At 42.4% G+C, this 20,769-nt stretch carries 16 protein-coding genes and 1 pseudogene; 4 read left to right on the plus strand and 13 right to left on the minus strand.

The genetic code is table 11. The features are described 5' to 3' along the window. Nucleotides 1-13 precede the first annotated feature (13 nt). From AACW90_RS14650 to AACW90_RS14690, 9 genes are all read right to left on the minus strand, one after another. A complete protein-coding gene (locus tag AACW90_RS14650; RefSeq protein ID WP_390235747.1) occupies nt 14-1,843 on the minus strand; it encodes an ABC transporter ATP-binding protein in 1,830 nt (609 codons plus the stop codon). Continuing rightward, entirely contained in the window at nt 1,833-3,668 is a 1,836-nt protein-coding gene (locus AACW90_RS14655) for an ABC transporter ATP-binding protein (protein WP_390235749.1), read from the minus strand. Before AACW90_RS14655 ends, AACW90_RS14650 begins: the two co-directional genes overlap by 11 nt. Before the next feature lie 47 nt (nt 3,669-3,715). Next, nucleotides 3,716-5,338, minus strand: coding sequence for a glutamate--cysteine ligase (gene gshA, locus AACW90_RS14660; RefSeq protein WP_390235751.1), 1,623 nt, complete (start codon nt 5,336-5,338; stop codon nt 3,716-3,718). A 251-nt stretch (nt 5,339-5,589) separates the two neighbouring features. Next, nucleotides 5,590-6,144: an RNA polymerase sigma factor SigZ gene (gene sigZ, locus AACW90_RS14665; protein ID WP_390235754.1), complete on the minus strand. Its 555-nt coding sequence runs from the start codon at nt 6,142-6,144 to the stop codon at nt 5,590-5,592. 104 nt (nt 6,145-6,248) lie between these two features. Then, the gene (locus AACW90_RS14670) at nt 6,249-6,635 is read right to left on the minus strand and encodes a rhodanese-like domain-containing protein (protein ID WP_390235756.1); all 387 of its coding nucleotides are present in this window, start codon (nt 6,633-6,635) and stop codon (nt 6,249-6,251) included. Between the two features lie 50 nt (nt 6,636-6,685). After that, a complete protein-coding gene (locus AACW90_RS14675) occupies nt 6,686-8,008 on the minus strand; it encodes a CoA-disulfide reductase (RefSeq protein ID WP_390235758.1) in 1,323 nt (440 codons plus the stop codon). A gap of 99 nt (nt 8,009-8,107) precedes the next feature. Next, nucleotides 8,108-9,514 (minus strand): cation:dicarboxylate symporter family transporter, encoded by a 1,407-nt coding sequence (locus AACW90_RS14680; RefSeq protein WP_390235760.1) that lies wholly within the window; start codon nt 9,512-9,514, stop codon nt 8,108-8,110. Between the two features lie 880 nt (nt 9,515-10,394). Continuing rightward, on the minus strand, nt 10,395-11,312 hold the full coding sequence (locus tag AACW90_RS14685) for a helix-turn-helix domain-containing protein (RefSeq protein ID WP_390235762.1): 918 nt from the start codon (nt 11,310-11,312) through the stop codon (nt 10,395-10,397). 32 nt (nt 11,313-11,344) lie between these two features. Then, entirely contained in the window at nt 11,345-12,517 is a 1,173-nt protein-coding gene (locus AACW90_RS14690; protein ID WP_390235765.1) for an alpha/beta hydrolase, read from the minus strand. A 258-nt stretch (nt 12,518-12,775) separates the two neighbouring features. Between AACW90_RS14690 and AACW90_RS14695 the strand changes: the two genes are divergently transcribed. Both AACW90_RS14695 and AACW90_RS14700 read left to right on the plus strand, forming a co-directional pair. Continuing rightward, on the plus strand, nt 12,776-13,480 hold the full coding sequence (locus AACW90_RS14695; protein ID WP_390235767.1) for a fibrobacter succinogenes major paralogous domain-containing protein: 705 nt from the start codon (nt 12,776-12,778) through the stop codon (nt 13,478-13,480). Between the two features lie 71 nt (nt 13,481-13,551). Beyond that, nucleotides 13,552-14,484, plus strand: coding sequence for an SDR family NAD(P)-dependent oxidoreductase (locus tag AACW90_RS14700; protein ID WP_390235768.1), 933 nt, complete (start codon nt 13,552-13,554; stop codon nt 14,482-14,484). 478 nt (nt 14,485-14,962) lie between these two features. Here AACW90_RS14700 and AACW90_RS14705 read toward each other — a convergent pair whose 3' ends face one another. The 3 genes from AACW90_RS14705 to AACW90_RS14715 all read right to left on the minus strand — a co-directional run bounded on the left by AACW90_RS14705 (nt 14,963) and on the right by AACW90_RS14715 (nt 18,064). Then, nucleotides 14,963-16,348 carry a HAMP domain-containing sensor histidine kinase gene (locus AACW90_RS14705; RefSeq protein ID WP_390235770.1) on the minus strand — a complete coding sequence of 462 codons (1,386 nt, stop codon included), beginning with the start codon at nt 16,346-16,348 and terminating at the stop codon, nt 14,963-14,965. Then, complete coding sequence (locus AACW90_RS14710) at nt 16,345-17,034, minus strand: response regulator transcription factor (protein WP_390235772.1); 690 nt, start codon at nt 17,032-17,034, stop codon at nt 16,345-16,347. The genes AACW90_RS14705 and AACW90_RS14710 overlap by 4 nt, the downstream gene beginning before the upstream one ends. 265 nt (nt 17,035-17,299) lie before the next feature. Continuing rightward, complete coding sequence (locus AACW90_RS14715) at nt 17,300-18,064, minus strand: C-type lectin-like domain-containing protein (RefSeq protein WP_390235774.1); 765 nt, start codon at nt 18,062-18,064, stop codon at nt 17,300-17,302. A 403-nt stretch (nt 18,065-18,467) separates the two neighbouring features. Here AACW90_RS14715 and AACW90_RS14720 point away from each other — a divergent pair, with 403 nt between their 5' ends. After that, nucleotides 18,468-19,238 carry a C-type lectin-like domain-containing protein gene (locus AACW90_RS14720; RefSeq protein ID WP_390235776.1) on the plus strand — a complete coding sequence of 257 codons (771 nt, stop codon included), beginning with the start codon at nt 18,468-18,470 and terminating at the stop codon, nt 19,236-19,238. Nucleotides 19,239-19,659: 421 nt separating this feature from the next. Here the strand turns inward: AACW90_RS14720 and AACW90_RS14725 are convergent, their stop codons facing one another. Next, entirely contained in the window at nt 19,660-20,304 is a 645-nt protein-coding gene (locus tag AACW90_RS14725) for a glutathione S-transferase family protein (protein ID WP_390235779.1), read from the minus strand. 323 nt (nt 20,305-20,627) lie between these two features. Here AACW90_RS14725 and AACW90_RS14730 point away from each other — a divergent pair. Continuing rightward, nucleotides 20,628-20,735, plus strand: a pseudogene (locus AACW90_RS14730) (carboxypeptidase); the annotation flags it as partial. Nucleotides 20,736-20,769: the final 34 nt, after the last annotated feature.

The raw sequence follows: 20,769 nt of genomic DNA on the forward strand, positions 1-20,769 counted from the left end.
ATATTTTAATCACTTATGCTGCGCTTACGGACGTTAGGCCAAGCGTGCTGTTCTGAGTTTCGTTTTCTTCTTGCGTTTTTTGAGCAAGGTATAAATCTCGGTAGTCACCATCTTGACCAATCAGCTGACGGTGTGTTCCTCTTTGTACAATCTTGCCACTGTTCATCACCAAAATTTGATCGGCGTTCTGAATCGTAGATAAACGGTGTGCAACGGTGATCACGGTTCTACCGTCTTGGATATTATCAAGCGCCTGTTTTACTCTTTCTTCCGATTCACTGTCGATATTCGCCGTCGCTTCATCAAGTAAAAATATTTTCGGATCATGAGAAATTGCCCGTGCTAACGCCAATAACTGTCTTTCACCAACCGAGAGTGAGGCGCCACCATTGCCTGGCTTGTGATCAAAACCATCAGGTAAACGATGAATGAAGCGGTCAGCTTGCACCATTTCGGCTGCGCTGATCGCTTTATCACGGCTCTTCACTATTTCGTTAGCACCCGTTTCGCCTGCAGTTGGAACACCGTGAGATAAGTTAATGTTATCCACGATTGAACCATTAAAGATAGTTGGATCTTGCGATACTAAACCAAACAACTTACGCAACTGACCTTCTGGCAGTGTCTGAAGCGATTGCCCACCAATGAGAATGTCGCCCTGCTGCTGCTGATAAAAACGCATCAACAGATTGATCACGGAGCTTTTTCCGCTGCCGGTATGACCCACAATCGCAGTAAACTCGCCACCTTTTGCGGTAAAACTGACGTGTTTAAGCACGGGTTTATCTTCTTCATACCCCATGGTGACATGACGGAACTCAATATCAATACTACTGTTGATCTTCACTTCTGGCAGTACTTGATGATGTACGTCAGAGTCATCGTCTAGTAGCTCAAAAATACGTTTCGACGACACAGTGGCCACCTGCAATTTGTGCAGTTCCATCGATAGCTGTCGGAACGGGTCAAAGAAGCGCTCAACATAATTCAAAAAGGCATATAACGTACCAATCTCAACAACGGTCGACATTGAAGCACCTGCAAACCAAGCAACAATACCTGCTGCGGTCAGCGTCGCAATCAAACGTGTCAGTGGTAACAACATAAAACTATCAATGACCACTGACTTCGTTCGGAAGTTAAACCAGCTTTGGTTTTCTTTCTCAAACTTAGCTTGGAAGCTTTTTTCTTGACGAAACGCTTGAATCAACGCCATACCTTGTAATGACTCGTTTATTTGTCCGTTAATGTTACTAACTTGAACTCGAATACCATCAAACACTGACAATGAAATTTTTCGATACAGGTGCATGGTCGTAAGCAACACGGGGATCAACACCAAGCTCAACAACATCAATCGCCAGTCCAACAAAGCCATAGCAATGAAAATAGCCGTGATGCGCAAGGCACCTTGAACCACGGTTGGGAGCGTCGACACGAACATATTTCGTAGCGACTCAGTATCGTTGGTAATGTAAGAGACAAGCTTACCCGTAGACAATTTGTCGAATGTCGCGATTGGAAAGTTCAATACATGACGGAATAGCTGCTCCCGGACATCTTTTACCACCAGCAATGCACCGTGTTTAAACGCTACTGCTTGTAAATATCCAAACACCGCAGCAAGCACATAGAAAAACATAACCAGCCCAATCAAAATGATAAGCTGTTGCCATTCAATTTGCTGAGGCACAATAACCTCATCGAGTACAATTTTCGCCAACCATGGGATAACCATTTCAGCACTCACCGCAAACGCCAACATCACAAAGGCAAAACCAAAACGGGCTTTGTGCGGCAATGAGAACGTCAACAACCGACGATAAAGGGTATTATTTTTCATGGTTTGTCTCCTCAGGATCAGACTGGATGCTAACACTCAAAGTACCGTTTGGATGTTCATCCAATGCTTCGGTGTCCGCTAACGTGCCTGTGCCTCCTAACTGACTTTGACGCTGATAAACCATAGAATACCAACCTTGATTTGCCACTAATTCATGGTGAGATCCACGCTCTTCTACCTGACCATCATTTAATACTAAGATATGATCAGCTTCGATAAGGTTGGTTAACCGCTGCGTGACAAGCAGCATCGTTTTATGGGAATAATGCGCCTTTAAATTTTGACGAACTTGCACCTCTGTTTTCATATCTAACGCACTGAATGGGTCATCTAACAACAGGATATCAGCGCCCGACAATAGCGCTCGAGCAAGTGTCAAACGCTGTTTTTGACCGCCCGATAGATTGGTGCCCCCTTCTCTAAGTAGTGTGTCAAAACCATCAGGCATCGCTTCAATTTCTGCTCGAATGCCGGCCATATCAGCCACATACTCAATTTCAATCTGCGATGCATCCGGTTTCGACAACGCAATATTCTCTGCGATAGTGCCGGAAAATAAGTGCGGCTTTTGAGGAACCCAAGCCAGTTTACGACGTAAGGAGTCAAACGTTAGGCTGTCGCTTGACATACCTGAGACGTGGATGCTTGATGGTGCATCAAGTTTAAATTGACGCAAAGCCAGATGCAGCAGTGTGCTTTTACCACTGCCTGTGGGTCCAGTAATGCCAACTAACCCACCCGACGGCAGTTCAAATTTAACGCTATCAAGCACTCTTCGATTGGCTTGTTGATAGACGAACTCACGAATATCGAAAGACATACTCGCATCCGCATCTTTGGCTAATATTTTATCACCTTCGACCACTTCCATGTTTTCAGCAAACAATTGTTCTAGCCGACACCATGATGTCTTGCCTCGTTGAAAGACATTAAATTGCCAACCGAACTGCATAAATGGACCAAGCAACTGACCAAGATATAAGGTGAAGGTTGTGAAGAGCCCGACCGTGATGTTACCTTGCTCAATTAACCATGCGCCGTATGCAAGAGAGATCACAAACGACAATCCATAGACCAGTTGTATGGTTGGACCGAACGCCGCATCCACTTTCGCAACTGAAAGGTTTGCGTCTACTGCGTCATCTAAGGTTTTTCCAAAGCGCTGTTCTTGACGATCAGAAATACCGTGTGAACGAACCGCTCGAATGCCCGATACTGTTTCACGCGTTTCTTCTGTTAAGTCAGAAAACGCAGACTGCGCCTTGCCAAAAGCTTTATGCAGCTTCACACCATAACGACGAGTAATCAGCACTAATAGTGGAAAGGGAAGCAGCGCAACAGCGGTAAGCTGGCCATTGACAACAAAGATCATGCCTAAAATGACGGTCATGCCTGCGATGAAAGAGTCCACTAGGGTCATAACTCCCATGCCCATGGTTTCTTCGACGGCGTTCAGATCATTGGTCGCATGCGCCATCAAGTCACCCGTATTACGGCGATCATAGAATGCTGGTGATAGTTGTGAGAACTTTTGAAATAACTCACTGCGAATCACACGGGTGATCGCAATAGACGCCCCATATAACTTGCTTTGCCACACAAAACGCAGACCGTACATTACAGCACCCGAGACAATAATACCGGCAATGTGGATAGCTATGGTTTGTGTATCTAATGTTCCTTCACTAATGCCATCGACTATTCGGCCGATCAACCATGAAGGAACCAAATTGACCAAAGCAACCACCTGCAATGCCACAAAGGCAATCAGGTAGTGTCGGCCAAACATTTTTAGGTAATTTTTTAACTTCCAGAGAATATTCATAATTGATTAGCTTGCTCTTAACTGTCTTGAAATAGGTGAGATTGACCCTACATTAATAACGGAACATCACCCTGAGGAGGGACTTCACAATCAATCAGGCTTTTTTGAGTTAAATATTCGTCAAAGTTCACTTCTTTCACTGCCTCTAGCTGTTTTTGCTCAAGCAAAGATTTGTCCACAAGTGTTTCTAATTGATTCATTTCATCCACAGAGAGCGTATTGCTCAGGTATCCCTGCTTGTGTTCTTCTGAATACCCTTTAATCAATGTCGTGAAGCTTACGTTTTCTTGTTTCATGGCCGCTAGAATCTGTGCAGAAGGTGTTAACTGACGGTCGTCAAACTTTGCTTGTTCACGCATCACTGCCTTCTCATAACCATTATTTTTCTGCGCGGTATCCATGCTTCTCGCCATTTCAGTTAACATGCTCATGAGTGGTTTAGCCAAATCAGTCAGTGACACTTCACCATTCATGGCTGGCAGCATCAAACTCGGCTTTCTGCCTTGCGTAGCGACCAACTCTTGCCTTTCCATAATAAGTGTACTTTCCTGTTCACTCATAACAGGGCTTGGTGTTAGTGCGCTGTACAGTAAAAATAGATCAATGAATTGACTCTGTTGTTCATCAAGACCAAAAGGTAGGAAAGGATTGTTATCCAAACTGCGTAATTCTATGTATTCCACTCCGTAGTTGCACATTGCAACCAAGGGGCGCATTTGTGCATTCACAATTTTAGGCCGAACAGAACCATACAATTCATTTTCGAGTTGAAGAACCGAATCGTTCAACTGCTGATCCTCAGCCAAGTGGGTGTATCGGTCACTTGGCTGAGTTAATGCGTGGCATAAGCCTGTCAGATAATCTTGTTTGTTATTAAAGCTCATAGGGAAGCGAGATTGCTCACTACTGCTATAACCTAGGTTACTCAAGCGCAACGATGTGGCCCAAGGTAAGTAGTCAGTCGTGCTGTCCCACCTGTCTAATGCGTGAGACTGATCTCGCAGATAGCTCTTGTCGACAGCTGGTGAAGCACCAAACAGATATGGAATAATCCAGCCGTTGCGTAGAACATTACGGATCAAATGAAAATATCGCTCAGAAATGAAGGTTTCTAACGGCAGTTTACTTTTTGTATGTGCATGAAGTGCCCGCCAGAAAGACTCTGGTAACGAAAAATTGTAATGAATACCCGAAATAAGCTGCATTCTTTTTCCATAACGATTCGCTAACCCTTCACGATAACGAGTCTTCGCTATGCCCGCATTAGATGTGCCATAGCTTGCTATAGCAATATCACTGTCGAAAGGTAAGGTTGGTGGCATACTCGCCGCCCATATTGACTCGCCTTCATTTAGATGTGAAGCAACGAAGTGGTGTAACGAAGCCAATGTTTTAAAGGTCTCCTTTCTGTCCGTCACCGCAGGTGTCACAAGCTCCAACTGTGCTTCCGAGAAATCAGTGGTGATATACGGGTGAGTAAGTGCAGAGCCTAAAGATTCAGGGTGCGGGCGATGAGAAAGCCCACCATTCGGTGTCACTCGAACCATTTCACGTTCTATACCGCGGCGAACACTTTGCAGGGTCTCTTTCACATCATCACTTGCTATAAATGCTAACAGCGACTCGTTAATCGGAGTTTTCATTTCAATGGGGTTTGCTTCTTTCTTCATTTGTCTTATTCGATAAAAGTGTTATTCACTCTATTTAGACGCAGCAAAACAAAAAAAGACGCAAAATTTAACTCCATTTTTTGAAATTAGTTCTGATGGGAGAACCGTTTTAGAAGGGCGAAAAAGAGAGTGTGTTATTGAGCAAGAAAACTCGACGGTCACAACTACGCCATCATCAAAATCGCGCAGTTGTATACCACCGTATTTACAAAATCATCAAAACGGTCACCAGTCCCGATTCATGAGCAAATTTATTCATCGCATTGGTTTTTGACCAAGTCTTCACATTTCGGCTTAGGGTGAAAATCTACGATCCCTTCACCACCCGCTTCTATGTTGCAGCAATCCGTTAGAATATCTTTTAGTTTTGTACGGCCACGCTGAATTCGACTTTTCGTTCCAGAGAGCGACAACCCTAATTGATCAGCAACAGCCTGTTGCGATAACCCATCGAGTTCTGCAAGAATCATAGCTTGACGGTATTTTTCGGGCAGACAATTAAACATTGGACGTAAACACTGGCCCATCGCTTGCAGGTTCATTAACTCAGAAGAGACTTCTTCTTCCACTTGATCGTCCACCAACTCTTCATGGTTTTGGTGGCTACGATAGAAATCCATAATCGTATTATGAGTAATGCGATACAGCCAATTCTGAAGTTTATCTTTTGTTTCTAGCTGTTCGATCTTTTGGCTGGCCTTGATGTAGACGTCCTGCAAAATATCATCCGCTAAGTCGAGATCGCCCGTCTTTTTCACTATGTAACTTCTTAGTTGGTCTTTGTGTGTTATCCATTCCGCTAACATAGCTTTTCCTCAATTGTCAATACGTACTTACCATATTTCGATGGTGATGGAATTATAATGGAATGTAAAGCATCAAAGACCAAGCGATTCAATTAATGGTTCTTTTATACCGCTCCTGAAGCTTCTTCCCACGCAGCAAAACCACCCGCAAGATTCTTCACGGAATGCAGCCCCATCTCAGTGGCGAGCTTAGCTGCGTAGAGTGAACGCAACCCGTGAGCGCAATAGAAGACAAAGGTTTTATCCTGTGCGAATACTTTGTTGTGCGCTGGGCATTCTGGGTCAATAAGAAATTCCAACATACCTCTAGGACACGTGAAGGCTCCGGGTATCAAACCTAGCTTGTCAATTTCTTGTGCTTCGCGAACGTCGACAAATACATGATGCTCATCAGCATACAGTGCTTTCGCTTGCTCAATCGACATGTCTTGTACCGTTTTACGGGCCTCTTCAGTCAGTGCTTTAATGCCTTTTGTAATTTTTTGTACCATGATTTTTTCTCTCGTGTGAATTGATTAACACTCGCAAAATAACGACACCATTATTTCGCGACATTACCTGCCACATTCAAGGCATCCCATGTGCGCGAGAGCGGTGGTGCATAGGCAAAATCTAAATAACCCAGCTGCTTGGTTGTAAACTTAGCGGTAATCGCAACCGCTAGGGCATTAATACGACTTACTGCGCCTTTTTTACCGATTATTTCGCCGCCAAGAAGTACCTTCGTGTCTGGCTGATAGATCAATTTGACCTTAATATCCTCTTGACCTCGGTAGTAATCGGTTTGGTTTTTGTCGGTTATCGTCGAAACACTGACATTCACGTTGTGATCGTGTGCCATCCGCTCTGAAATACCGGTACGCGCCAATTCATAATCAAGAACCTTTAATGACGACGAACCCAAGAAACCCATCATATGCGTGTCTTTTCCCGCCAATTTGTCGGCCATCATACGAGCTTGTTTATTCGCCGTGGTTGCCAGCGGGACATAGACCGTTTCGCCAAGCGCTAGATGATGCACTACTGCGCAGTCACCCACAGCAAAGATATGAGCATCTTCCGTCGCACCATATTCATCGACTAACAGTGCACCGTTGGCTGCTTTAGGTAGACTGAGCATTTCCGTGTTTGGTTTGAACCCGAGAGATAGAACCACGACATCGACTTCAACATCACCATTATTTGTCTCAATGAAGTAGCCACCATGTTCCGAATCTCGAATAGCCGACACACTTGTGCCTGTTTTTAAGTCAGCACCTGACTCACGAATTGCCTCTTCAACAACGTCGATCATCTCAGGGCTAAATTGCTGGCTCATGATCTGTGATTCGCGTTCAATAATGGTCACATGCTTGCCAAGGCCATGCGCTGCATCAAACACCTCTAGCCCGATGAAACCCGCACCAATCACCGCCACGCGCTGTTTACTGCTGTCATTTAGCGCATTTTTTACCGCAAACCCATCCTCTTGGCTGGTTAACGTATAAACAAATTCATCATTGTATTCGCCAAAATTTAGCATCACTGGCCGTGCACCTGTGGCGATGATCAAACGATCGTAATCAAGCGTACTCTCTATACCTTGGTGACGAACCTTAACCTGCTTCAAAACTCGATCCACTGACAACATTTCGGTGTTTATGCGAACATCTAACCTTGAGGCTCTCGCCTGCTCTGGGGTACGAGAAATCATTCGCTCGGTATCATCAAACATACCCCCCACGAAATAAGGCAACCCACACGCACCAAAAGAAAGGTAATCTCGCTTCTCTATGACAACAACGTCATCTGATGGTTGGTTTCTCCTGTATTTTGCGGCAAAACTCATTCCTGCGGCGTTTCCGCCAATAACGACTACTTTCATCTCTGTTTCCAAGTTTGATCAAGATAGGCAAGAAAAGTGCGTACGCTAACGATGCACTTCTCTTAAGGTGTACTGCATACTGATACGTTTTAGTCGACTCTACGCTGCGATTTCATCGCTTTTTATGGCGGCGCTGTCAGCAGAATATTGCGCAGTATCCAATGACCCATTTTTCTTCGAGGTAATCACACCAGAGAGCATTGAACCTGAAATATTCAGTGCAGTACGTGCCATGTCGATTAAGGCTTCTATTGAAACTAGAATGGCAACAACGGTAATGTCTAACCCCATAATGGTGAGTACAGCGACTGCTGCAAACGTCGCTCCACCGCCAACTCCAGCAATACCAAATGACGCAATCGCAATAACCACTATAAGTTGCAAAATAAAGCTGATATCAACAGGGACACCCATGACCTGTGCAGCCATTATCGCGAGCATCGCAGGGTAAATACCAGCACACCCATTTTGACCAATACTGGTACCAAACGTCGCCGACATATTCGCCGTTTCTTCATCAACGCCAAGGCGTTGAGTTTGAGTTTCAACGTTTAACGGTATTGCCGCCATGCTAGAACGAGAGCCAAAGCCAAAGACAAGCACTGGCCATATTTTTTTCATGAACGTAATCGCAGATAAACCAAACACCGACACTAAGATAAAGTGAATCACAAACATTGCGCCAATGGCTGCGTAACTCGCCAGTAAAAACCGACCCATCTCAGCCAATGCAAACATGTCATTGGTCATCATAAATGAGGTCATTAACGCAAACACACCGTAGGGTGTCAGCTTAAGAATCTCGCGCACCATAGACAGTACAACTTCTTTTGCTGAATTAATGAAAGCGACAAAGTTCTCTACTTTTTCAGGCTTACGTTTCTTCACTTGTAGGATGCTGTAACCGAGAAACATGCCAAACAATACGGTCGATAGCGTCGATGTACGCTCAGACCCAGTGAGCATTTCAAATATGTTGGCAGGAATAATCGACAGCGCTAAACCAGAAAGACCAGTACTTGCCATGGCACCTTGTGTGGCAAGCAAAGAGTCGCCCCTAGCTTCAATGGCACTGTTAGTGCCCACCATATTGACTAGTGCATTAGCATCAATACCAAATAGGTATACGCTCGCGATACCCACTGCGGCTGATATAGCCACGGTCACTATCAATACACCGATAATTTTAGGTGCGATTTTGGATAAAGCACCATCACCATCCACATTCATAATGGATGAAATCATGGCCACAAACACCAATGGAATCACAACCATTTGAAGCAGCTTGATGTAACCCTTACCAAATAACGAGATAAGTTCAGCAAAGCCCACCGTAGCAACATTGCCTACGCCGAACATCGCTTGAATAACACCGCCGAACAATAAGCCAGCTGCCAGTGCGCTTAGCACTCTATAATTGAAGGTTTTTTTCTGTTTTTTAAATGTCGCTAGAAGCGCGTAGAATCCGAAGAAAAGTGCGCTCAAAGCAATGAACGGTATGCTCATGGAGGTTTCCTATTAATTGGTTATATCAATAAGACGCCCCTGCATCAGAAAAGACGCAAAATAAATGGAAAAGTGGTTTCGGTTAGTTGACTAGGAGACGGCCAGAGGGAAAAACTAATATTCTACAAACTGATTCATTGCTAGCTCTACAAATTTTATTAGAAAAGTTTCTATTTTTTCGGCTTCGACTTAATACCATTACCCTAAGTGTAACTATGCAGTTTTGCCATTTCTCATTAATTAGGTTCAGTGACAAATTAAAAGCTTTGGGAAGTAAATTAGCACTACAGTGAAGGTGAAAATCATCAGGGAATTTAGAGTAATTCCTGTGATAATGCCCATAACAGAGTAATTGTACTAACGCCGAATGGGGCATTTTCGTGTTTAAAAATGCCAATTGTTTCCGTTCAATAAAAATTACTATCAAACACCAATTTGACTCATTATTGGACAATTACGTGTTATATGCCTTTCTAAATTAGAACGCTATTAATTAGTTTCAGTATTGAAAAACGCTATCAAACACCGTTGAACGCGGTGCCGGTCGGATGGACGGAGTTAGCAAAAAATACGACTAGCCCTGATTAATGATGCTCTTGCCGGCAGAACACTTAGCTCTAGCCATTGAATCATCGGGCCAGTTGTTTGACTATCAAACCGGTACTCCAACAGTAATCACTGATTTGAATTTTGTTACCCATCAACAAAGTTGTGTGATGAGTTTGCTTGTCACTACTCACAGGAAACAACAACGTTAGAATCATTGAAAACACATCTGCCATCGGAGTGGCTAACCAAACCTTGCTAACGATATCGATAACTTAGCGCTCAGCGGGTTATATTAGTGTTTCTCTTTTCCCAACGTCCAACCTCAACACAGCTAGTGTGTTGAGGTTGGATTATTTCGAAATTGCCGTGGGCTTACTCCAGTTTTTGCTTTAAAGAGCTTTGAAAAATGTTGTGGGTACTCAAAACCCAGCTCGTAGGCTATTTGAGTAATACTGTGATTGGTTTCCGAAATCTGGCTCTTGGCTCGCTCAATTAGAAACAGATGAATGTGCTCTAAAGCATTTTTCCCTGTTTCTTTCTTCAATAGGTCACTTAAGTAGTAAGGCGATAAACCAATCTCTTTTCCACAATATTGAACCGTAGGTATGCCCTCTTCAAAAGGCTTATCACTTTGGTAATAAGCGTCTAAAAAATGATTAAAGCGCGTAATGTAATGGCAATTTAGATCTGTACGAACAATAAATTGGCGATCATAAAATCGAGAGCAATACTTCAATAGCAACTCAATATTCGAGCAGATCAACGATTGAGTATGTTTATCCATATTCATTTCGGTTTCATTGCCGATACTAGAAACAATATCAGTGCTCATCACACGCTCACGTTCTGAGAGGTGTAACCCTTCACTCGTTTCATATTCAAAGAATGAAAACTCTGATATTTTGCTATCAAGGTCTGAACTTGCAATCAACTGAGGATGAAAGGCAATAGTCCAACCCAATGAATCTTCCAGTGGTTCTGTTGCTTTAATAATCACTTCTTGGCCGGGCGCCATAAAAGTCATTGTTCCTTTATCAAAATCATAGGTTGTATGACCGTATCCAACGGTGCAATGAGCGGAATCTTTCAAAGAAATTAGAAAGAGATCAAAACAGATTTTAACATCTTCCTTTATTCCCTGTTTGACTTGAGATGGTTTGAAAACACTCACGAGCGGGTGAGTTGGAGCATCTAGCCCCAACGCCGCATGTAGGTCTGAAATAGAATTTATGTGCAGGGTATTGGTCATTTCTCTACTCTCAAATAATTTATCTAATCGACCTATAGGGCGACCGTTTTCATCGTTCTTTCTAACTCAGTGTAATAAGGGTTCCAAGTGAGTCGAGCATGAATACGATCGGGTTCAGTGTAGCCCCATGCTGAAAACCAAGTTTGCTCACCCTGTTTACACTCCTCTACATCAGCAGAGGTGAAGCTGTTTTCACAGATTATTTTTTTTCCTTGCTGTCCATAGTAGCTATTATCAGGTGCAAATAAAGGGCTCATGTGAGAGGCCGTGCTAATTCTAAGATCTTCTCTTTTCATTGAGTAACGCTCTACTTTTCTCGGCAAGTTAAATTCAGTGTTTTCCCCATACCAAATTAACTTACTTTTCGGATGAGTAAAATGTTGGTCAAAGTACTTATTAAGAGCATTCGCATCAATCACGCTATCAGCCTCTGATATGACTAACATAACGGGAATGTCTAGTTTTTGATCTGCGATTTTATTGCGAAATACCTTAGCACTTTCTGAATAGGCTAATGCACTGGCAAGAAGCCCAGAGTTATATTTGGCAAGGTTGCTCTCTTCTGTAAACCAACCTTCAGTAAAGATTGCTGCTAACGGCGTTAATTTTTCTAGTACTGGCGTCCTGGTTTGAAAACCTGGTGAAAATAACATTAAGCCATCCACTCCCTGATTATCTAATGCATGAATTGAAACCAAGTTACCGCCCGTCGAAAAGCCTCCTAGCCAAACTTCATCGTATTGCTGTTTTAGCTGCTGGGCATAGTGATCTATCATTATTTGCCAATCCTGATAGTTCACCATTTTCATATGTCTAGGGTTACTGCCGTGACCAGGCAAAAGTACAACCTGCACATAAAAGCCCTGCTCAGCAAGAGAGTCTGAGATATCACTGAAACTAAAAGGTGAGTCGCCAAGACCATGTGCGAGTAAGATCGCTTTTTCTGAGCTAGGATCTCCCTTACTGTAAGGTACATTCATCGCTATCTCTATTTCATGCTGGTCATGTTCAGTGATAAAAGCTCGATTCTCCCGTAACCATTCTGTTGTCGTTTCTACATATTGGTCAAAAGTAGGCTGTAAATAATTGTAGTACTGCTCTGATTCATACATTGGCACACGAGATATATCGTTGCTGGCACAGCCACTGATAATAATGATTAAGGTCGATAATAATAACGTCAATGAAGATTTTATGGCTTTCAATGCTAGGGATTCCTCTGCCGGCCTTGTCTACTATGCTTAAAGATATTCTAAGTAAAACAACCAAGAAAACTTATTAATTTCCCAAAAAATAATGAGCTTTGAAATAGATCAAAAGCAAATAAATCATTGATTATATTAAATTTATACATCCATAATGACAATTATAGAAATGTATAAGTTTATCTAACACCGACCAATTAAACTGATCCCATCTTTACAGCCGCTTGAAGTATAAAGTTGATACTCAAGGACTAATTAATGAAAAAGTACATATTATCCATAGGGGTCTGCATGATTTCTGCAACAACTTCATTCGCTAACGACGTTAATAAGGAGTTATACCAACTTGAAGAGACGGTTCAAGATGTCGAAGGGAATATCTACCGTACCGTTACAATAGGCAATCAAATCTGGTTAGCTGAGGGGCTTAGAAGTACTGCATTTCAGGACGGCTCTGCTGTAAGGACAGGGGTAACCCCTGAAGATAAACCAGATAACTTATTGAAGTATGGCAGGCTATACGATTGGCATGATGTTTCTGATGAGCGAAAACTCTGCCCTGTGGGTTGGCGTGTAGCAACCGATGATGATTGGAAACAGTTAGAGCGTAATATAGGTATGCCTGAAGAGGAAGTTGACCAACATGGTTGGCGAGGTGGTGAGCAAAACCTTGGCGCTCAACTCAAAGAGTCCCAAAGCGATGGCTTGTTTAAGAAATTTGAACCATCAATCGTCAATAAACATCGCTTTTTTGCTCGCCCTGCTGGAGTGAAGTGGAATGGATTTTACATCACTCAAGGTGCCTACACTGAGTTTTGGACCGCAACCGCTTCGACTGATAAAAAGGCCATTATTCGAACTCTCGCTTATTCTTGGTGGAATGCTCATAAAGGTGAGATCCGACGAGCTACAAGCACCAAGGATTATATGTTTTCTGTTCGTTGCGTAAGAATTGAAGACTGATTTTTAGAACGTTGTAACGATTAATTCATGGCCTTGCGCCACCTTTACACCTTTTAATAATGGTAAACACTATGAACTATTCATCAGTTTTAATTACAGGTGCAAACTCGGGACTTGGGTTTGAAGCAGCACGACAATTCGCTGAAAAAGACGGCATTTCGAGAATCGTATTAGCATGCCGCAATAAAAAACGTGCTGAAGAGGCGCTCCGCCAATTAGAAGATTCAACAGGTAAGGATATTTTTGAGATTTTACTTGTTGATGTTGGTGACGTTGAATCATGTCGTCAAGCTGCCGACAACCTTGATGCACCAGTGGATGCAATTATTTTAAACGCCGGAGGTGGAGGAGGAACAACGCCAACTCAACTGACTAAAGATGGGGTGATGTTTATTTTTGCGATCAATGTGTTAGGACATGTAAAACTTATTAATCACCTGATTAATAACAATAAACTCTCCACTGGTGGCACAGTTATGTATGTCGCAAGCTTTGCTGCTAGGGGAGCACCAGAAGTGGGTGCAAGCCGCCCTCCTATTGAACAGGGGTCAATTGAAGAATGGACGAGCGTGATTAATGGTGAAAAATTTGCTGAAAACAAAAACTATACGGATATTTATGGCTCAGTGAAACTCATGGGCGCACTATGGACAATGAGTATGGCACGCGACCATTTAGACAAAAGATTTATCACGGTTGATCCTGGTATGGCGCGTGGCACTTCTGGAACGACATCCCTACCTTGGCATCAAAGATTTATCATGGAATCCGCAATGTGGGTGATGCAGAAGCTTGGAAAGGCGCACTCTGTAGATGTCGGTGCTAAGCGTTATGTTGATGTGCTACTTAACAGCGATGAATTTAAGACAGGTGCTTGGTGGGGAAGTAAGAAAGGGTTGACTGGTGCACTGGCGAATCAGGTAGACCACTGGCCTGAAATTATAGGTAGCCAATCAGCACAAAACAACGCTAACACTGTCATCAATCAATTTCTAAAAGATTAGCCCCTTGTTCTTTTTGGTGTTGACCATAGTGTGAACACCGAAGGTACAAAACCGAATCAAGGCAATTTAGTAGCTACCGACTTTATCGAACCTTTTGGGTAGACATATAACTATGAATAAGACAAAAAAGGTAGTTTTTACTATACCAAAGAGACCTGAACATGTTTTTTGAACTTGAGGTCTAAACTAACGTGTGGAGCCCACTCCCTCTTTAGCAATCTAGACTAAGGAGAGTGAGAAAAAACCGAGAGTTCCAATATGTTGACTAAAAATGTTATCGCTATCGACTTAACAAAAAATGTTCTCCAAGTCTGCCAAATTAGCATTTGAGTGGCTTATACACTTCTCTACCTAGGCCTACCGAATGGATTTTGGGTACTAGTTAACTCTATAAATGGTCTTCTTTTTTTTTTGTTAATGCGGCTGGTACATATTGGCTTGGATAGTGGATTTATCAACAACGGGTTACAGCTAATAGTTAAACGGAGTTCTCACTTCTATCTAGTGGGAATTCGATAATAAATCGGCTATATGAATGCCCATCACTTTCAACACGTATTGTCCCTCCCTGCACCTCAATCAAACCCTTACAAATACTCAGTCCTAGTCCCATTTTGCCAGAATGACCACTTCTGGATGAATCTGCTCGATAAAACCGTTCGAAGAGGTGAGGTAAATCATTAGGCGAAATGCCTTTGCCATTGTCACTGACTTTTATTGTTAAGGCTTTATCGTCGGCAGAAGCGTCAATTTTAATCCGCCCTCTCTCTTCCACATACCGAATCGCATTGCTCACGAGATTACTTAAGACTTGAACTATTCGAACCTCATCGAGATGAATTAACGGTATGACTTCACTACAGTCGTAGGTTAAATCAATATTTTTCTTTTGGCATAACGTCTGATGTGCCTCTGCCACTCTCTCAATGACCGTCAGAATGGATACCATTGTTGGGTCGATGGATAATGTCTTCGCATCTGTTTGGACAAGCGTACTCATGTCTTTTATAAGTCTTTGAATATGTTCTAGTTCGGATGCAATAGTACGTACTCGCTGCTGGTTAAGCTCTAACTCACCATCTTGCGCCATTTCAATGTATCCAGAAATCACTTGTATTGGCGTGCCTAAGTCATGAGTTATATCAGCCGTAAGTTGGCGACGCTGCATATCGGCGTTCGCGAGCTCTTTACTCATCATATTAAACGAATGGGCAAGATCGCTTATCTCATCATTAGTAGACGCTTCAATCTGATGATTTAAGTCACCAGAAGCGATCGCTGTGCTGGCTTTAGTCAGGGAGTCGATAGGCTTTATGGCAAACTTGGCAATAAACCAACCCACGATAAGCGAGGCGAGAATACTCGCTACCATGGAAATAAGCAGTGCTTCACGGATATTGTCTAGAACAACCTGTAATCGAGAATTAAAGCTAATTCCCGTCGCTTCAGGAGGAATAACCCATGCGACGATGTTCCCTTTAAACCTCACAGGGTGAGCCTCAGCCAAATAAGCTTTTGGAATGAGTTCGCCTGCTTCGAAAGTAAGATAATTAAGCAAGGCGTAATGATCGGCGGTCACGATTCCAGCCCTTTTATCTTTATTTTTATTTTGGCTATCAGCACTACTCAATGAAGCTTTTGGTGGATGAAGCGTTTTAAAATAGTCAGCGAACCCTTCCCAGGTATTCTCAGCTATATACCAATTGCGTACCTCATTCAGCATTTCTGAAACTTGATAATCTTGAGCTAACTTTGCAACACGTTGTTCCGAAGTAAAATATGTCACCAAGTAAATACTGCATGCTGTAAATAAGCTAATAAAGAAATACGTTGCTATTAACTTATGTCGAATAGGGACTCTCATTGTTTTACTGCCTTAAGTCTATAACCGAGTCCAAATACCGACTCAATCTCGACCTGACTGTTCGAGAACAGCTCAAGCTTGTTACGGAGGTTACGTATATGGATCTTAAGGGTTGATTCAGAACCACTGTATCCTTTTTCAATTAACTGGCAACTGATTTTCTCCTTGTTCACGGTATGCTCCGCTGAACGCATCAATATAGTTAACAGGGTTATTTCTACTAAGGTTAACTGTATTAGCTGGCTATCTAACCAGGCCTCCCGAGTGGTGGTATTTAGCGAAAGATTGCCTGCTCGTATTAATGGCTCATTTGAGAAAGCATTCGCTGTTCTTTTTAGCACTGCATATATTCGAACAATCAACTCGCTCATTTTAAATGGCTTGAAAATATAGTCATCTGCACCAAGTTCAAAGCCTTTAACAACATCACTTTCATGCTGCTTAGCAGTGATCATAATAACGGGAACCTCACTTGTTTTACGCAGCTCTTTGATGAACTGATAGCCATCCATTTGAGGCATCATAATATCAAGTAGAATAATATCTGCTGCAAACGATTTCAGTCGCAACAAGGCATCAATACCGTGTGATGCACACTCAACTTCAAAGCCTTTTAAAGTTAACACTTCCGTCAGCAGAGCTTGTACATTTAGCTTGTCATCAACGACAAGAACTTTAGCAGCCATAATTTCCTATAGATCACTTCCAAAAATGAATGACATCGAACTTTCTTACCTAACTATGTTTTGTGAACCAAGCGACTAGGGTGAGCTTATCATCATCCATATTCTTCATTAAGTTGGTTATGAGAATAACTCACTTAGTAAGCTATACTTTTCGCTTTCCATTACACGCTTTTAAAACGCTGGTCATCTCGGCGGTATTGGTTCGGTTTAGTTTTACTATTGAACCAATACGCGCAATTCGTGTAAATAAATTAAAGAAAAGACACTATTTTGGCATCGCGTTGTATTCAATGACAAATGCATAAGCACGACCCGGTAAACGGTCACGGCCATATGTTCCTACATCATCCATATAGTCGCCCCAAGTTGGCACAGGTAGATTCATTTCACCAAAACCCATCACTCGTTGACCATTGCCTGAGTCGTTAGGCTGATCACTTGGCCGAGGATCTTTGTCTATCACCCCATCATCTAGATTTACAGCCCAGTTGGTATAATTAAACGCTTCTCCACTTAACCACTTCCAACCACCTGCTGGTTCTACTGAGCCTTCAGGCTGGTAGCCACCAAGAAAGGGACCAATTGTGATTTCATAATGGTTGTGCTTACTCTTTCCTTCTACATAAGCAGGAAAGCGCCAAAAATACTTATCATCATTTATTTGTTCAAAGATAAACGCGTTCTCTGCTTCCGAAGTGATTGACGCTAAATATCCATCCGCTGAATCAGCCAGATAGGCCGCTTGGAACCAATTTAAGTTGCCATCTGGGAGGTGTACTACCTGATAGTAATGTGTCGTACCTTCTAGGTTAGTAAAGCTTTTAATTGGCAATTTTTCATAATTAAATTCGTCTGGAGCATTATCCCAATCAAAGAATTGATAATTCTCCGAAACCTTAAACGTTACACCGTTAATCTCTATATTTTGTGTAGCCGTGTTCATTGATTGTTGCGGAGGTAGGTTAGCACAGGCTGATATCACTAGCGTGCTTAAGATGGTAATAGAAAAGTTAAAAGTATCTTTCTTCATAGGAGACTCCTGATTCACTGTATTATGATTCGGCGAAGTATAGTAATTAAAATCAGGAATTAGTTTAGAGTTGGTTTAGAGGGTATTATTTTTATTATTACTTTTAGGCAATATAGTCCGAGCCCTGAGCTAAGCCCGCGAGAAACCGACGAAATGGACAAAATCAGTTCAGGCTATTCGGGCGGAATTCATTTATCGAAAATACTGATTATCCCAAACCGCAACCAGTCACCAACTCTCCCTCTGCGACCTACAACGTCCAATTTTCATCAGTAAATTTGATTAATTCGATGTGCGTAAATTTATGTAAAGCGACAACATCTAAACCAAAATTAAACTTATAACACACCTTCCCACCTTAGAATTGAACTCAAATTTACGACGTAGAAAAGACGAGTGAACCATGATTAACGCGAAAAACTGTTTAACCACTATAGGGCTAGTCGCTCTGTTTTCCGCAGGTGCTGTACAAGCCGCATCCAAGGGTACAACAAGCCAACAAAAAGAAATTCAAACTGTTAGGATAAACTCGGTGGACTTCAAGGTTTCCGCTCACTATGACTTCTTTACCTGGGAAACCCTACCAAGTGACGTTCTTTATGACAAAGAACCACTCCAAACCTTAACCAATACAAATGGGGATAAGCATTACTACCACGTTATTTATCTTCCTAACGGAAACCTGAACTGGTTTCAGGCAGCCAAATTAGCAGAAGAAGCTGGTGGCTATCTAGCCTCCATTACGTCTGAAGCAGAAAATGAGTTCTTATTCAACCTAATCGACAATCCTAAATACTTCTTCCAGTTCCCTAAGTATGTTGAAGGTTCAGGCAGGGCTAACCACTATGAGATCATGATTGGGCCTATGCTGGGTGGCTATCAACCTGAAGATGCTAATGTCCCAGATGCAGACTGGCATTGGCTTAGTGGTGAAGCGTGGCACTATACCAACTGGGCTCAAAACCTTGACGATGGTGTCATTGATAAAGATCCTCGCAATAATACCCAGCCAAATGATTCCGGCAAAGAGAGAAGCCAGCGAATCCTCGGTTTCGGTGAGTTGAACCAACCTGTACCCACTTGGGGCGACTATTCTGATGATGCCGGTACCTACGGCCAAAGAGGTCCGAGCCGATATGCGTTTATCATTGAGTACGACAGTAAACCAGAATAAACACCAACACTATTTATCTGCCTTCAAAACGCCACAGAAATTGGAGTAAGCTAAACGACTCTGGACCAGTGATTACCCCACTGAACACCGCTGGAAAAGGCGTTTCTGGACTTTTCCGGTAGCTGTTCAATAACCTAACAGGTTCCAGAGCTTACGCTGTTATCTCGTTGAGTTTCTCTTATTGATAGACTTAACTAAAAAATAATGGGGCATTTTCAATTTATAAAATGCCAACTGTAACGTTTCTGGACAGAAGCTTCTTAGAGTAACCACTTAAATTAGAAAATTGCGGATAACTTTTAGTATCAGAAAATTTCTTTGTGAACTGTCCAGTTTAACTGGTGCCGATCAATGTTAAGAGACGGAATAATGTGGAACAAAGATAGCGCCAAAAAATAGCTATTGACGCCATAATCTCTTGTTATGAGTATGACTCAAAGGGTGTGAGATCAATCCCCTCAAAATCACATACTGCTCTTATTACTGGATTGCGACAAAGACGTTTCAGATAATCCGATAAGTGCTGATAACTGGTTACGTTCGCCTCTTCTGGTAGCCACCCTGCCAACATGAACAGAAAGTAATCGCATGCAGTTAATTCTTTTCCAATTAAATATTCATGTTGCTTGAGTTGCTCATCAAGAATGGATAACACTTCCATAATACGAGAGTTTTGAGCCGAGACTATATCCGATACCCCTAATTCACTAGTTGTGTGACGCTTTGGGTAATAACGAATCATTAATTCTGACTGGAGCGTATTGTTAAGAAATGCTAACCATTGAAAGAATAAAGGACGCTTGACATCACCCAATGCTGGCATTAATCCTGAATCAGGGTGTAATTCGCAAAGATGAATACAGATCGCAATACTTTCAAAAACAGCCTGCCCATCGACAATCAGTGTTGGAATACGACCCGCAGGGTTTAATCTTAGATAGTTTTTCTTTTTGTGGGATTGAGCCTTCTTGTCTACCAACAACAATTCAAAGTCAGCTTTCACATGCTGCAATAGAAAGTGTGGAGCCAAGCTCGCGTTGTTTGGATAGTAGTAAAGCTTGAACAAATTCGGCTCCTTGCCTGCAATTATGGGGGGATACTCATAACGCTTTCTCAACGGGGATTGTCCGTATTTTATGTGCAAATAATGCCTTCTTTCTTTTTAATCTTCAACGATAAATCAATAAGATAGCAACTATCAAAACGAGTTAGATCGCTCTGTGGCATGTAACTTTGATAACTGCTAGTTTCAGATAAGTATTAGTAGGGAAAATGCTCATGAACAGGATGCGAATGAGTAAAAGGCCTAAGCAACTTTGGGGAAAAAGAGTTACACCTGAGATCTACTCATTCCCTAAGTATGCAGGTTACATTATACATTAGTGCATTGGGGCCTTCGGTTATTTCCCTTTATATACATTAGGCGCTATGTATGTGGCGCAGTTAATGGCGACAATGATTAAAACTGTAGATGTAGAAAATGGGAATCAGAAGCCTCGATACGACTAAACACTAATGACTCGTAGAAAGC

Origin of the sequence: Vibrio frigidus, assembly GCF_042465995.1 — a bacterium.
GTDB lineage: Bacteria > Pseudomonadota > Gammaproteobacteria > Enterobacterales > Vibrionaceae > Vibrio.